Annotated in this window: 13 protein-coding genes; 4 read left to right on the forward strand and 9 right to left on the reverse strand. The window is 48.4% G+C overall.

Annotated features, from left to right (window positions below; translation table 11 throughout):
* Window positions 1–67: 67 nt before the first annotated feature.
* From pdxK to ACQQ6X_RS21290, 3 genes are all read right to left on the reverse strand, one after another.
* On the reverse strand, window positions 68–877 hold the full coding sequence (gene pdxK / locus ACQQ6X_RS21280) for a pyridoxine/pyridoxal/pyridoxamine kinase (protein ID WP_149034365.1): 810 nt from the start codon (window positions 875–877) through the stop codon (window positions 68–70).
* Between the two features lie 197 nt (window positions 878–1,074).
* The gene (locus tag ACQQ6X_RS21285; RefSeq protein ID WP_142614004.1) at window positions 1,075–2,481 is read right to left on the reverse strand and encodes a DNA-binding protein; all 1,407 of its coding nucleotides are present in this window, start codon (window positions 2,479–2,481) and stop codon (window positions 1,075–1,077) included.
* A gap of 247 nt (window positions 2,482–2,728) precedes the next feature.
* Window positions 2,729–4,636, reverse strand: coding sequence for a bifunctional 2',3'-cyclic-nucleotide 2'-phosphodiesterase/3'-nucleotidase (locus ACQQ6X_RS21290; RefSeq protein ID WP_305166932.1), 1,908 nt, complete (start codon window positions 4,634–4,636; stop codon window positions 2,729–2,731).
* A gap of 254 nt (window positions 4,637–4,890) precedes the next feature.
* On the opposite strand from ACQQ6X_RS21290, the gene ACQQ6X_RS21295 reads away from it, so the two are divergent.
* The 4 genes from ACQQ6X_RS21295 to phnE (ACQQ6X_RS21310) all read left to right on the forward strand — a co-directional run bounded on the left by ACQQ6X_RS21295 (window position 4,891) and on the right by phnE (ACQQ6X_RS21310) (window position 8,376).
* A complete protein-coding gene (locus ACQQ6X_RS21295) occupies window positions 4,891–5,859 on the forward strand; it encodes a phosphate/phosphite/phosphonate ABC transporter substrate-binding protein (RefSeq protein ID WP_305166933.1) in 969 nt (322 codons plus the stop codon).
* 101 nt (window positions 5,860–5,960) lie between these two features.
* A complete protein-coding gene (gene phnC, locus ACQQ6X_RS21300) occupies window positions 5,961–6,731 on the forward strand; it encodes a phosphonate ABC transporter ATP-binding protein (RefSeq protein ID WP_305166934.1) in 771 nt (256 codons plus the stop codon).
* Complete coding sequence (gene phnE, locus ACQQ6X_RS21305) at window positions 6,728–7,582, forward strand: phosphonate ABC transporter, permease protein PhnE (RefSeq protein WP_305166935.1); 855 nt, start codon at window positions 6,728–6,730, stop codon at window positions 7,580–7,582. The genes phnC and phnE (ACQQ6X_RS21305) overlap by 4 nt, the downstream gene beginning before the upstream one ends.
* Window positions 7,579–8,376 (forward strand): phosphonate ABC transporter, permease protein PhnE, encoded by a 798-nt coding sequence (phnE, locus tag ACQQ6X_RS21310; RefSeq protein ID WP_305166936.1) that lies wholly within the window; start codon window positions 7,579–7,581, stop codon window positions 8,374–8,376. The genes phnE (ACQQ6X_RS21305) and phnE (ACQQ6X_RS21310) overlap by 4 nt, the downstream gene beginning before the upstream one ends.
* A gap of 102 nt (window positions 8,377–8,478) precedes the next feature.
* Here phnE (ACQQ6X_RS21310) and ACQQ6X_RS21315 read toward each other — a convergent pair whose 3' ends face one another.
* From ACQQ6X_RS21315 to ACQQ6X_RS21340, 6 genes are all read right to left on the reverse strand, one after another.
* Window positions 8,479–9,609 (reverse strand): aminotransferase class V-fold PLP-dependent enzyme, encoded by a 1,131-nt coding sequence (locus tag ACQQ6X_RS21315; RefSeq protein WP_305166937.1) that lies wholly within the window; start codon window positions 9,607–9,609, stop codon window positions 8,479–8,481.
* 162 nt (window positions 9,610–9,771) lie between these two features.
* Window positions 9,772–10,650 carry a sulfate ABC transporter permease subunit CysW gene (gene cysW, locus ACQQ6X_RS21320; RefSeq protein ID WP_305166938.1) on the reverse strand — a complete coding sequence of 293 codons (879 nt, stop codon included), beginning with the start codon at window positions 10,648–10,650 and terminating at the stop codon, window positions 9,772–9,774.
* A 40-nt stretch (window positions 10,651–10,690) separates the two neighbouring features.
* Window positions 10,691–11,524 (reverse strand): sulfate ABC transporter permease subunit CysT, encoded by an 834-nt coding sequence (cysT, locus tag ACQQ6X_RS21325; protein ID WP_149034373.1) that lies wholly within the window; start codon window positions 11,522–11,524, stop codon window positions 10,691–10,693.
* Window positions 11,525–11,603: 79 nt separating this feature from the next.
* Entirely contained in the window at window positions 11,604–12,668 is a 1,065-nt protein-coding gene (locus tag ACQQ6X_RS21330; RefSeq protein WP_142614013.1) for a sulfate ABC transporter substrate-binding protein, read from the reverse strand.
* A 365-nt stretch (window positions 12,669–13,033) separates the two neighbouring features.
* Window positions 13,034–13,570, reverse strand: coding sequence for a hypothetical protein (locus tag ACQQ6X_RS21335; protein WP_326402591.1), 537 nt, complete (start codon window positions 13,568–13,570; stop codon window positions 13,034–13,036).
* A gap of 263 nt (window positions 13,571–13,833) precedes the next feature.
* The gene (locus ACQQ6X_RS21340; RefSeq protein WP_305166940.1) at window positions 13,834–14,322 is read right to left on the reverse strand and encodes a hypothetical protein; all 489 of its coding nucleotides are present in this window, start codon (window positions 14,320–14,322) and stop codon (window positions 13,834–13,836) included.
* Window positions 14,323–14,374: the final 52 nt, after the last annotated feature.

The raw sequence follows: 14,374 nt of genomic DNA on the forward strand, positions 1-14,374 counted from the left end.
CAATCTAATAAATATCCAGTCTAATGGAGATTTATAAGTATCTCTAGGATCGCAGACCCTCGTACCTTTATTGATTTTGCAAACGGTGTGCCACATGCAGGGTCGGACCGACAAATTCATTTAGCTTGAAGCTTCCTTCAATGGCCTGTGTAATGAATTTCTTGGCTTGATCCACCGCCTCGCGTACAGTCAGTCCTTGTGCCAAACCAGCCGTTACCGCAGCCGAAGTGGTACAGCCTGCACCGTGAGTAAAGTTGGTTTGTACAACATCCGCTTCAAACCAATCAAAAGTAATTCCGTCATACAACAGATCCATCGCCTTACCAGCGCGAATTTTGCCACGATCCTTGATCAGCACGTGCTTGGCACCACGCTCATGGATAATGGCAGCCGCTTCCTGCATCTGCTCTAGCGTCGTAATTGGTCCACTTTTCGCCAGTTGTGAAGCCTCGAACAAGTTTGGTGTTACCAGGTCAGCGCCAGGAATCAACAATTCCAGCATCGCCTCTGTATTTTCCGGCTGAAGCACTTCATCCGTGCCTTTGCAGACCATAACCGGGTCAATCACAATCCGTTTCAGATCATGCTTTTTCAAATGGCTGGCAACCAGTTCGATGATATCTACAGAACCCAGCATACCAGTCTTCATCGCATCAAAACCGATACCTTCCAATACAGTACGCAGCTGCGCCTCAACCACGTCCAACGCAACAGGATATACAAGATGGTTCCAGGTTTTAGGTTCCATCGCCACTACAGTAGTTAATACAGTCATGCCATATACGCCAAGCTCCTGAAAGGTTTTCAGGTCCGCCTGAATACCTGCTCCGCCGCTTGTGTCGGAGCCGGCTATCGTTAGTGTTTTGGGAATCGTCATTAGTACATGCTCTCCTTCACTTTCTGTGCTGCATTTATCCTAATCCTGCATACGAAACTTGTCAACGCGCAAAACGATGCTTTCTATACAAAAAGTCACAAGAATCAATAACAACTAAAAAACGAGAATATCCTCCTTTGAAACGGGGACATCCTCGTAAGCACGTGTTATATGAAGAATTTGAATAAAATTTAGACTTATAAATGCCCACCCGTACTGTGATCATAGGCATGATTTTTTTCATTTGCCCGTACGCCGAGACAAAGACTCTGATACAACTGCTGCTGACCAGGGGTAGCAAAATTCCGATGCTGCTCAAATAAAGCCATACAACCAATGATATGTTCGGTATAGCTGTTATCGACAGACAGTTGCAGGCAATGCAGTGTTTGTGCCAAGCCCTCGGGGTAGTCGCCTTTTCGAAAATAATATTCCGCATACACCTTGCAAAAGGAGGCAAAGCGAAATGCATTAAAATGCTTGTGATAATGGGTGTCCCATTGTTCCGGTGCAAGCTCCCAGAAGCTCTTGAGTTGCTGGCTGAATAGCTCCAGCTCGGCGTCCACGAAATAACCAAACCGATTTGCCGATTCGAGCAACGTATTCAAGCCTTCCAGTGTCTCATCCGGATGCTCGCGCAGGTAAGTCATATATTCATAGATTGCAGAAGTGTTGCCCATTTTGATCTCAATACAAAGTCGGCTGCCCTGTGCATATACACGATGCAGGTTGACCACTTTCCAGCCTTCCTCGTCCAACCCTTCAAACCAGCTCAAATCTGCATAACCTTCAATCCATTGCTTGGATTCCTCATATCTACCCTGAAGCTCATAGCAGCTGGCCTTGAGCAGATGCCCCTGAGCATAGTAATAAACGAGCGGCTTAAGCAGCTCCAGGTGCTCATCTCCAAAGCGGTTCCGATTGCGATACAATGCTTGCGCCAGCTCTCTCAGCTCGTCCGCATACATTTCCATCTCGGCCCATTGCATTTTTAAAGCAAACACTTGAGCTAGCATATGTAAGCCTTCCAGTGCATAAATTTCCGGTAGACGACTACGGTACAAATGGAATTGTACAGCAGCCTTCAAGTTCCGTTGGTTATCCTTAATCTGAATCTGGAATATACGGAAATAGCTGATCGCCAATCGTTCAGAGTGGGTATACTTCTCACTCTCGATGACACAATCATACAAAAGCATGGAGGCTTCATGTCGGCCATCCTCAAACATCGCTTCTGCAGTCTCAAAAATGGCTGGAATATTCGATAAATCGTCCATTAAGTAGCCGAGTACTCTGCGTATACAATCCAGCTTGTTCAACTCTGAGCAACGAAGAAGAAACGGACGCAATCTCCTCCAGTGTGGCAAGGAATGAATAAAACACTCATCTACATACATTTCGAACAAAGATCCTTCTTCCAATCCCATCGCCTCAGTAATCAGATCAAGCTGATTCACTGAAATAGGTCGCGGCGGGTTTCGGTTAAGTATACCGCTAAGTGTACCCGGATTTACCTTAGAAGCATCTGCAAAACACTGCATCGAAATGCCTTCACTTTGAATATACTTTTCTATTTCTGCGCGGATCGTGGTGTTTTTTTCCAAAGGGACACCCCCTCAAACGAATGATGGTGACTTTTTCATTACCTTTTAAACCAAAATTTGTTTAATCAAAGTATATGTCTATTTATACGAGAGGTCAATAACTTTAAAACGCGACTCAGGACATATAAAATCACGAATTTCGTACGATTTCAAATCCGTTTTATGAAAAAAGACCGTCCTCTAAAAGACAGTCTATTTCTATTATTTTGATGCTGTGGACTTAGGGATAATAACTTGCAGGACATTTTTAGAATCGCCGAAAATCAAGAGCAAACTTGGCGTATCCATCTACCGTCAGCCCTTCATAAAGCAACTCAGCATAAGCATTGGCTACATTCATTGCTTGCGGTGAAGTTAGGAACGTCACATGTGGATGCCCCGGCCATGGAGCGAGGGACCAGTGACCATCAGCCTTTGGCGTCAATGTCTTCATATGCCGTACATACTCGGTCAGCACATGCCGGTTCTCATCCGGTGAAGCCAGCACAACTCGCTCCCCACCCAGATTAACCAGCGCAGAGGAGAACGCGCGATAGTTGTTCGTTACGACCAGATAACTCCGCTGCATATCCATCGGTTCCCCTTCAAAAGACATATGAATGATTCTGTGCGCATCTAGGTCCTTTAATTCCCCGGCAGCATCATATCTGGCCGGCTGTGTTACATCAATCTGATACTGAATGCCATCGATGATATCAAAATTAAAGCTTGGAAACTCAGAATTTATCAGCTCTTGCTCCCCCTCTGCCGAAGGATCAATTTGTCGAAATTGACCGGCAGACCACTCAAGCCACTCCCGAATTTCCGCCCCGCTTAGTCGAACGACATGCAGCGTATTCGGAAAATTGTACAGATCGGCAATATGCTTGATCGCCAGCGTCCCTGCCGGAATATCGGTATAATACGCCGGGCCATATCTGCCGCCTGTTTTAAAAGGAGCTGCTGCCGATAGAACGGGCAGTCTTTCGTACTCGCTCCCTTGTAGCTGCTGTTTCACATACCAAATTTGTGCATCATTCACGAGCTGTACCGAAGCGTCATCCATCACCTGGGCAAAAAAGCTGTTCACCGCTACCGTCGTTCGACCTACAGGTGCACGAATATAATCTAGGGTTCCAGCGTGTTCCTCTGCTACCGACTGCTGAATCACAGTATCCGGTTGGACGAGAGCTTCCTTGCGTATCGGGTCATACACCGGACGTGCCTCGGCAGCAGATGCAGTCACTTGCCATTTTTCTCCCATAAAGGTCAGATCCAGATCAATGATACCTAGATGATCTCCCCAGAAGCCCGGCTCTACTGCTGGAATACCGTGGATGGTGCCCTGTTCAGTATCAACACCTGACTTACCTGCAAACGAAGGACCGGGAAATACTTTATGCGCATGACCAAACACAATGGCATCGATCCCTTCCACCCTGCTCAGATGCAGCACCGCATTTTCCATATTGGGGGCTTCGGGAATATCCTCAAAGCCTGCATGGGGCATCGCAATAATGAGATCGGCTCCCGCTGCCTGCATTTCTGGAATAAATCGTCTGGCGGTTTCCAGTATATCTTTGACGATAACTTTCCCTTCCAGCCATGCCTTGTCCCATTGCATAATTTGCGGAGGTACAAAGCCGATGACTCCCACCTTCAGCAGATGTTTGCCGCCTGCGTCATCCTCAACCGTCTTATCCAGCAATAGATAAGGTGTGAAAAAGTTTTGTTCTTTGTCTCCCGCTATATAAATGTTGGCATTCACGTAAGGAAACTGCGCTCCTCGAAGACAAGTCTGCAAATATTCCAACCCAAAGTTAAATTCATGATTACCGATACTGCCTGCCTCGTATCCCAGCAGATTCATTGCTTTATAGGCGGGATGCACCTCACTTGGGTCCTGTTGGAGCCGCTGTACAGCATAATCTCCCATCGGATTCCCCTGAATCACATCTCCATTATCCAGCAGCAGGTGATTGGGCACCTCTGCGCGGGCCCTATGAATCAGACTCGCGGTTTGCGCCAGTCCATAATGCTGCGTTTCCTGATCTGTATAGTAATCATAATTCCACAAGCTGACATGCAGATCGGTGGTAACCATAATGCGGAATTTCACCTTCACAGCACCTGCATGTTCCTGCCCTGTCTTATCATTAACGTCCAAAATATCCAATCTTGTTCTCTCCCTCAGCTTCGGTCATAGAGCTTGAACAAGTCTAACAGAGCACTGTTAAGAGAATGTTAAAATAAGCAATTCGCTTAAATACAGCCTATGGCCTCTAGCAAATGATAAATTTTACATCATTTTTACCAAAGTCAGGAGTGCTTTTTACCCTACCTGTGGGACTAGCTGTTAAGATTTGGTTTGTCACTGAATTTACAGGTTTTTTAAATTTTCGTTATTACGATGTTTAGGGGGAAATTATTTTGTTCAAAAAAGCACTGACCTTGTGCATGACCTTCACACTGGCAGCAGGTCTAGCCGCTTGTGGCTCGAATGCAAGCAATAACAACAGCGCCTCCACTCCAGGTACAGATGGCTCTAAAAACGAAAGCACAGCCTATGTTCCTAAAGAGTTAAAGGTACAGTTCGTCCCTTCCCAAAATGCAGATACACTCGAAGCCAAAGCCAAACCGCTTGAAAAGCTGCTGGGGGACAAGCTCAGTATCCCGGTAAAAGTAACCGTATCTCCTGACTATAATACGATTGTGGAAGCCATGTCTTCCAAACAGGTAGATGTAGGATTCCTTCCGCCAAATGCTTATGTTCTGGCCCATGATAACCGCAAAGCAGCCGACTTGCTCCTGCAAGCTCAACGCTACGGCATTGAAGATGCCACAGGCAAAGACACGACTGAAAAAGTAAACTTTTATAAAGCCATGATCGTGGTGAAAAAAGATTCTTCGATAAAAAGCCTGGCTGATCTGAAAGGCAAGAAGGTTGGCTGGCAAAATGTAACCTCCTCCGCAGGCTATGTGTACCCCGCAGCAGAGCTGAAAAAAGCTGGCGTGGATCCAGACACGGATGTGCAAGGTGTGACGATCAAAGGCCACGACGCTGCTATTCTGGCGCTACTGAACGGTCAGGTTGATGCAGTCGCCGTTTTCCAGGATGCACGTAACACAGTGAAGAAGGAAATCCCGGATGTATTTGAAAAAACACGTGTCATTCATTACACAGCTAAAATTCCAAATGACACTGTCAGCGTACGTTCCGATATGGATCAAACGTGGAGAGACAAAATCGCCCAAGCCTTTATTGACATTGCCAACGACCCTGAAGGCGGCGAAATCATTAAGGAAATTTACACCCATGTAGGTTATGAAAAAGGCGACGATAAAAACTTCGACTCTGTGCGTGAATACGCCGAAGCCGTCGGCCAAGCGGTTAAGTAACAAGTACGAAACAGGCTTTACGAATGACAGGGCAGCACCGTCCATGTATTCATGGCGGTGTTGTTTTCATTCCACCCCATTGGGGAGAAAGTTGGGAGCATATGATCGAATTTCGAAACGTATCGAAAACATACCCGAACGGCACCAAAGGGTTGAACAATATTAATTTAACGATTGAGAAGGGAGAAATGGTCGTCATTGTCGGCTTATCCGGTGCGGGTAAGTCCACCCTGCTGCGTTCCATTAACCGACTGCATGACATCACATCTGGCGACATCGTTGTAGGTGGCAGGTCGGTCACGTCTGCCGGAAGCAGCGAGCTGCGGCGCATTCGCCGTGATATCGGCATGATCTTTCAAAGTTTCAATCTGGTTAAGCGTTCGACGGTGCTTCGCAACGTACTTTCCGGCCGCGTCGGTTATCATTCGACGCTGCGGACTATTCTCGGTCTCTTCCCGAAGGAAGATATCGAACTGGCACTAACGGCGCTGGAACGCGTGAATATCCGCGAAAAAGCTTACAGCCGAGCCGATGAGCTGTCTGGCGGCCAGCAGCAGCGTGTATCCATCGCGCGTGCTCTGGCACAGGAGGCTAAAATTATTCTGGCAGACGAGCCTGTCGCGTCGCTTGATCCGCTAACCACCCGCCAGGTGATGGACGACCTCCAGCGAATCAACCGGGAAATGCAGATTACGACCATTGTCAATCTGCATTTCATTGATCTGGCGCGCGAATATGCTACGCGGATCATCGGATTACGCGCCGGAGAGGTCGTGTTCGACGGCACACCGGAGGAGGCTACGGATGAAGCCTTCGCAGAGATCTACGGCCGGGCTATCAAGCATGATGAACTGCTAGGAGTGGGATCATGAAGCCTGACTCTACTGCCCAGCCGCTCTCTGCGATACAACCGTCACCATCTGTGGGACCGCCGCAGCCAGGCAAGCCGCCCGCAGGGCCACCTCTGCCAGGACGCTACAAGCGTTACGCCACCTGGATGATTTTTATCGTGGTGCTGGTAGCCTGCTCCATTCATACGGATGCCACGCCTTACCAATTGATCGTTGGCTTACCGGAGATGGGCAAATTGCTGGAGGAAATGTTCCCTCCTGATTGGAGTTACCTGCCTATCATCTGGAAACCGATGCTGGAAACGATCCAGATCGCCATTGTCGGCACGACGCTGGGAGCCATTTTGGCAATCCCTGTCGCGTTGCTGTGCGCCTATAATGTGATGCCGCGCAAGCTCATCTCGCTGCCGATGCGCACGATTCTGAATCTGGTACGGACGATTCCTGATTTGCTGTTTGCCTCGATCTTTGTGGCCGTGTTTGGCATCGGACCGTTTGCCGGGATGCTGGCCCTGCTCTTCTTCTCCTTCGGGATCATAGCCAAGCTGACCTTTGAGGCGATTGAAGCCATTGATCCCGGACCACTGGAGGCTATGACTGCGGTTGGTGCCAGCCGCATTCAAGTTATCGCCTTCGGTGTGGTGCCGCAGGCACTTCCTTATTTTGTGTCGTACTTGCTGTACACCTTTGAGGTTAATGTGCGCGCAGCTTCTGTGCTGGGGCTGGTCGGGGCTGGCGGCATCGGTCTGCTGCTTGACCGTTCCCTTGGACTGTTCCGATATGACCGGGCGAGCATTATTATTCTACTGACCCTCGTCATCGTGCTTGCGATTGATTACGGCAGTAACCTGCTACGGAGGAAATTATTATGAATGATCCTACGCTTCGCAGACCAATTGGCCCCCGCCTACGCTTATGGGCGGTAGCTATTCTGCTAATTATCATTTACATTTGGGCTTTTCGCGGGATACAGTTCGAAGGATTACAGGGGACAGCCAAAAGTGTCTCTGTCGCGATATTGGACGGATTCCTTCACCCTGACTGGTCGTTCGTCTACATCCCTGAGGGAGAGGATTTGCTGCGTGGGCTGCTGGATACATTGGTCATTTCAGTGCTCGGGACCTTCGTGTCCGCATTTGTCTGCCTTCCATTTGCCTTTTGGGCATCCAGCAATATGACCCGTCTGCGTCCCTTATCAGGCAGCGGGAAATTTGTACTAAGTGTGATCCGGGTATTTCCCGAAATGATCGTCGCCATTTTATTCATTAAAGCCGTAGGTCCCGGCTCGTTTGCAGGTGTGCTTGCTCTTGGCATTCACTCGATCGGCATGCTGGCCAAGCTGTTCTCAGAAACGATTGAAAGTGTCGATCACGGGCCGCAGGAAGCTTTGATTGCGTGCGGGGCCAACCGTTGGCAGGTCATTTTCTTCGCCGTGCTGCCGCAGGTGATTCCACAGTTTCTTTCCTATTCGCTCTATCGTTTTGAAATTAATATCCGGTCCGCTACCACACTCGGTCTGGTTGGTGCAGGCGGGATTGGTACTCCGCTGCTGTTTGCACTCCAAATGCGCAACTGGAACCGTGTAGGCGTTATTTTACTCGGCATTGTAGTGCTGATCATTTTAACGGACCTGGTATCCGGCTGGCTGCGTAAACGGATCGTATAATTAAAATTTTTATATCAACAAAAGCCTCTAAATCAACAAATGCCTCTCCAGTGTAAAAGGGACATGCTATGCTCCCATTGACTCGGAAGAGGCTCTTGCTGTTCAACAACTCCCAGCTAGCTCATCTATGACCCGTCGGACTTCCTCTGCCGTATTGTAAAAATGCGGAGCCACACGAATAACATCCTTTCGTGCTGATACTATCATATTTCGGCTTCGCAAACGCTTCTCTACCGCCGACACGTCGGCTACTTTAACAGCAAGCAGACTTGGTAATACGTCTCCTCCTTCAGGTATACGTATGTGTAGCCCTCTGCTGCGTCCATATTCAACAGAAAAGTCCAACAGCTCATTCATATAGGACTGAATATTCGTGACCCCAATCTCCAGCAGCAGCTTTAAAGCAGCATTGGCGGCAAAAATGCTAATGAAGGAGGGTAATCCCGTCTCAAAGCAGCGGGCTCCCACCGCCGGAACCGGATGAGCAATATCAAACCGAGAGGCGCACTCCTGTCCGAACCAGCCCGTAAGACGTGGCTTGAAGCGGTCTATTCGGTCCTTGCTTATATAAAGAAAAGCCACTCCCGGTATCCCCAGTAGATATTTGCGTGCTCCTGCGACCAGAATATCTATCCCCATTGCCTTTACATCTACCGGGATTATGCCTGCAGACTGATAAGCATCCACGAACAGTAACGCCTGATTTCGGTGAGCTATATTGGCAATGGATTGGAGATCCTGCTGGAATCCGTTGGCATAATTCACATGGGACACCATAATAAGCGCAGTATTCTCTGTAACGTGTTCCTCATACTGCTCTATGGTCACTTCTCCCTCCGTAGAAGGGAGACAACAAATATGATCACGGAACATTTCCTGTGCCTGCCAGATGTGCCCCACCGTCGGAAAGTCGGTATCTGCATACACAATCCTTTCTTTTCCCGGTATATAAGGAAGGGCAGTGGCCACACCGGCTATCGCCTCAGAGGCTGAGGACAGCACCGCAATTTCGTTTGGCTCCGCCCCGATGAGCTTGGCAAAATGACCTCTAGCTTCCTCCAGACGTGCCATAGACAGGTCGCCGTTATGACCGTGTTGCAGCAAGCTCCGATGATATTCCTCAATGGCAGCGGAAACCGGTCTCGATATCGCCCCCTGGGAACAGCTCCCTACATGGATATGTGAGGACAGCACCGGAAACAACTGACGATAGGACTGAAACGGATGTTTCATATTTCCCTTCGCTCCTCCTGGGCATACTAACGTGCCTTGATATGATCATTTTATTATCCATATAAGCTACCTTAGAACAAGGGCCTCCCTTCCCATCTTCTCGCCGTTGACAGACGATAGACACAAAGAGAGGCCCTGTTGGATCATATACATAATCATCAATTAATGCACGCGTTTGCGTCCAAACCAGCTTTTAAGCACCAGGGTTGCCAGAGCAAGTAACAGCAGTAACGAGGCCACCGCAAAGGATGCCGAGAACTGATACTCGTTATACAAAATCTCCACATGCAGCGGAAGTGTATTCGTCTCTCCCCGAATATGTCCCGAAACGACGGACACTGCACCGAACTCCCCCATGGCTCTCGCATTACACAAAATAATGCCATACAGTAAGCCCCACTTGATGTTCGGCAGCGTCACTTGCCAGAAAATACGCCAGCCGCGCGCACCCAGCGTGACCGCCGCTTCCTCCTCCTGCTGTCCCTGATCTTCCATCAGCGGAATAAGCTCGCGCGCCACAAAAGGAAATGTAATGAACAACGTCGCCAAAATAATACCCGGCAAAGCGAATATAATTTTAATATCATGCTCGTCCAGCCAAGGTCCAAGCCAGCCCTGTGCGCCAAACACTAATACATACATCAGTCCTCCGACGACCGGCGAGATCGCAAAAGGTAAATCAATTAAGGTGACCAGTAAACCTTTGCCGCGAAAATGGAATTTCGTGATCAGCCAGGCAGCAGCCACACCAAATACCGTATTCAGCGGAACCGTTATCGCTGCCACCAGCAGCGTCAACCGCAATGCGGACATGGCATCCGGGTCCCGTAGCGCTTCAATGTATACGCTCCATCCCTGCTTGAGTGCTTCGGTAAGCACGACGATTAGCGGCAATACCAACACCCAAAGCAAAGCTAAAAAAGCAGCGCCAATGAGCGTCCACTTCACCCAAGGGGCTTCGGTTGTAACCCTGTTGGGCGGTGCAGATGCAGGCATTGGCGCAGCAGAAGCAAGCTCCTGCCCAGTTATCGCTTGTGACATGGTGTATCCTCCTTAAACACGGGGTTTAATGCTACATTAGTTAGATAGTACGGCGCCGCGACCAGCGCTGAATACTGTTGATCACGAATAACAGTACGAATGAAATGACCAGCAGCATCAGCGCCACCGCTGTCGCCCCTGCATAGTCATTTTGCTCCAGCTTGGACATAATGAGCAGCGGAGCAATCTCGGTCTTCATCGGCATATTGCCAGAGATGAAGACGACAGAGCCGTACTCGCCAATGCCGCGGGCAAAGGCGAGCGCAAACCCCGTCAGCAGCGGCGGCACCAGCTCCGGTACAATAACGCTGCGGAAGGTACGCCATCTGCCCGCTCCCAGCGTAGCAGCTACTTCCTCTTCATCCTTGTCCAGTTCCTCCAACACCGGCTGAACTGTCCGTACGACGAACGGAATACCAATAAACATTAACGCGAGCGTAATCCCTGTCTGTGAGTATGCCAATTTCCACCCAAGCGGTTCAAACAGTGAACCAATCCAGCCGTTCTGTGCATATAGAGCGGTCAACGCAACCCCTGCCACTGCCGTTGGCAAAGCAAAGGGCAGATCAATGACCGCATCAAAAACTCGTTTCCCTGGAAACTCATATCGCACCAGTACCCAGGCGATCAATAAACCAAGAAATAGATCGATCAGCGCCGCAGCCGCGGCACACAAAAAGCTCACCTTGTAGGAAGCCAGCACCCTGGCATCTGTCGCAACGTCCCAAAATTTCTCCCATGTCAGTCCGGTCGAATTCAGGAGCAGTGCTGATAATGGCACCAGCACCACCAGACTGAGGTACAACACACTATAACCCATTGTTAACCCGAACCCGGGAAGTACGCGTTTTCGGGTGGCTTGCATTTGATTCATGTTCTGTCCATCCCTCTCTGCATCCTTTGACTATGACACTCGCGTCTACCGATCCACTCGCCTTTATAATCCACTTATGTTATGAACTACCAGGTACGTAAATCTGGTCAAAAATACCCTTGTCGCTAAAATGCTTTTGCTGTGTCTCTTTCCATGTCCCGAATACATCCTTCAAGGTTACAAGCTCCAGCTTTGGGAACCGATCCTTGAACTTTGCCGCCACACTCTCCAGTGTTGGGCGATAATAATGTTCGGCAGCAATGGTTTGGCCTTCTTCACTGTACAGATATTTCAGGTACGCGTCCGCCACCTCGCGTGTACCTTTTTTATCTACCACTTTATCGACTATCGCTACCGGAGGCTCAGCCAAAATACTGATCGACGGATACACGATATCGAATTTATCCGCACCTAGCTCCTTCACAGAGAGCAATGCTTCATTTTCCCAAGCGATCAGCACATCGCCAATTCCACGCTCTACGAAAGTCGTCGTCGCTCCACGTGCTCCGCTATCCAGTACCGGCACATGCTTATACAACTCCTGCACAAACTGCTGTGCTTTGGCTTCATCGTTATTGTTCTTTTTGAGTGCATAGGCCCAGGCTGCAAGATAGTTCCAGCGGGCTCCACCCGAGGTTTTAGGGTTTGGTGTAATGACCTGCACATCACCGCGGATCAAATCGTCCCAATCCTTGATTCCCTTCGGGTTCCCTTTACGTACCAAGAACACGATGGTTGATGTATACGGGGAACTGTTATGCTCATATTTACTTTGCCAGCCCTCTTTAACAAGTCCTTTTTCCTGTAACGCATCAATATCATAGCCCAGAGCCAGTGTAACCACGTCTGCATCCAGTCCATCCTGCACAGAGCGGCTTTGCTTGCCAGATCCGCCGTGGGATTGCTTGATTGTAACCTTCTGCCCTTTCTCCTTCTCCCAATGGGCGGCAAATGCTTTATTATACGCCTCATACAACTCACGGGTCGGATCATAAGAAACATTGAGCAACTCTACATCCTTGGAGCCGGAAGCAGAGCTACCATCGGCCTGCGTCCCTTCCTTGCTTGCTCCGCAAGCACTTAGCATCATCGTTAAAACCAAAGATAGCCCGAGAATAAGCCCCATTTTGTATTTCCTTTTCATCAAGACACCCCTCATTCTATGTAATTTGTAAATACACATTCATTTACGCCTGTTATTTACAGACAGACTTAAAAAAAAGAGCGGAGAATTCCCTGATGCAGCTCTGATAGGTCAAACCTGTCGCGTGTACAGTGTCTGCCTGCTGTTCCTAGAGGTTCTCCGCCAGAATGGCAAGGTTATACTTAATACTTTAATTCCTACCTGTTTAATGAGTTATATGGATATAATACGAGAGTTTATGAGGGATGTCAAACCTTTTTTTAGCATGGGATGGTCTAAAATTTGCATTCGACAAGGGGGGACAGTCAGAAACTTTTTATACGTTTCCGACCGCCTAGAGGGCATGTGCACACGGGGACTACGACTTAATTGGCTACCGTTTCAAGATTAATCGAAAAGACTCCAAATTGCTTCGGATTATCCGTAGCTCTTCTCAGCCACAGTTCACCCGATCCCACCATAACTCCCTGATAATTAACAAACAAATCATCTGTCTTTTGGTTCACTAGTGCTTCGCGAATCGCATCTGTAAAAATCTGATCATATTTGGCTATAAAATCTTTTTTGTCCGGAATCGTTAGCGACTTTTCACTATCATTGACACGCAGAGGGTACAAAATATAATTGGCTACCTTCTCCTTGTCATTGTCGGCAACCGCCTTCTGCAACGCCTTGAATGTGTTCAAAAACGCTTTAGGATCTTGAATACCTGCTACCTCAAAAGGATTCTGAGATGAACTCGGGGCTGTAGGAGCAGAAGCTGCTTCCGATGAAGTTGCCGGGACGGAAGGAGCTGACTTTTGCGCAACAGTACCGCTGTTTTCTGCACTCTCGCTCTCTTTAGCTGCTTTGTCACTTTGGTTTGAATCGCTTGGGTTGCCTCCAGCTTTGTTCTCGATCATGCTTGTACTGCTCCCAGCATCACTTGTTCCAGGATTATTATCCTGGCCACAGCCGGTAAGAGCTACAAATGTAAGTGTAAGTAAAATGGCTGTAAGTGACAGCCTTCGTGACATTTTGTGATTATTGGATTCATAATTTTTGGGCACAACGGGTCATCCTTTCTGCTTTCTACTCTGACCTATTCTGTTCATTAAGTCTTTAACCGTTCTATTGTAACATAAGTAGACTAATGACCGCATGTCGTGCCCATTCTGGAAGGAGCTTACAGTGTAATATATGCGAAGGTTTTAACGTTTCCTTGTGATCCATCGTCCGTACTTACTTTTAAAATCAGCTCACTCAGGGAATCTACTCCGCTCTGCCCCTCTGGCTTAATAAACAGCAGATCATGGCGTTCTCCCGGCTGCAACGTTCGGCTGGAAAATCCGCTCGTTGTACCTTGTAGGTCTGACCCATTCGAACTGTTGAGCTTGTATTGTACGGGTTGCTTTCCTGTATTCTTGATGCTGATGTATAGCTTGCGTCCCTCTTCAAATCTAAATTCTGTTTGTCCTTGTCCTCCGAATTGCATGAATTGGTCATGTACGATACGCTTCGCTGCTTCTCCTTGCTTATTTTGCTTGCTAAGCGGAGCTGCTGGGTGCGTTACACTCGCCGTTGATGTAGTATACGTGTTCGTCGGAAAGTTAGCCAAAGTGACATAACCTACGATCACACCCGCCACGCCCATCCAAACCCATTTTTCCACCATTTCAATCCCTCCCACATAAGATATGCTGAAGCTACACTATATCAATTTAGTC

This window comes from Paenibacillus ottowii (genome assembly GCF_050516475.1).
Lineage (GTDB): Bacteria > Bacillota > Bacilli > Paenibacillales > Paenibacillaceae > Paenibacillus > Paenibacillus ottowii.

What these genes read in the sequence shown, in the direction of transcription:
- ACQQ6X_RS21315 (WP_305166937.1), bottom strand. Translation starts at nt 9,609, where the DNA reads ATGAAACATCCGTTTCAGTCCTATCGTCAGTTGTTTCCGGTGCTGTCC.
- pdxK (WP_149034365.1), bottom strand. Translation starts at nt 877, where the DNA reads ATGACGATTCCCAAAACACTAACGATAGCCGGCTCCGACACAAGCGGC.
- cysT (WP_149034373.1), bottom strand. Translation starts at nt 11,524, where the DNA reads ATGAATCAAATGCAAGCCACCCGAAAACGCGTACTTCCCGGGTTCGGG.
- phnE (WP_305166935.1), top strand. Translation starts at nt 6,728, where the DNA reads ATGAAGCCTGACTCTACTGCCCAGCCGCTCTCTGCGATACAACCGTCA.
- cysW (WP_305166938.1), bottom strand. Translation starts at nt 10,650, where the DNA reads ATGTCACAAGCGATAACTGGGCAGGAGCTTGCTTCTGCTGCGCCAATG.
- phnC (WP_305166934.1), top strand. Translation starts at nt 5,961, where the DNA reads ATGATCGAATTTCGAAACGTATCGAAAACATACCCGAACGGCACCAAA.
- phnE (WP_305166936.1), top strand. Translation starts at nt 7,579, where the DNA reads ATGAATGATCCTACGCTTCGCAGACCAATTGGCCCCCGCCTACGCTTA.
- ACQQ6X_RS21330 (WP_142614013.1), bottom strand. Translation starts at nt 12,668, where the DNA reads ATGAAAAGGAAATACAAAATGGGGCTTATTCTCGGGCTATCTTTGGTT.
- ACQQ6X_RS21340 (WP_305166940.1), bottom strand. Translation starts at nt 14,322, where the DNA reads ATGGTGGAAAAATGGGTTTGGATGGGCGTGGCGGGTGTGATCGTAGGT.
- ACQQ6X_RS21335 (WP_326402591.1), bottom strand. Translation starts at nt 13,570, where the DNA reads ATGATCGAGAACAAAGCTGGAGGCAACCCAAGCGATTCAAACCAAAGT.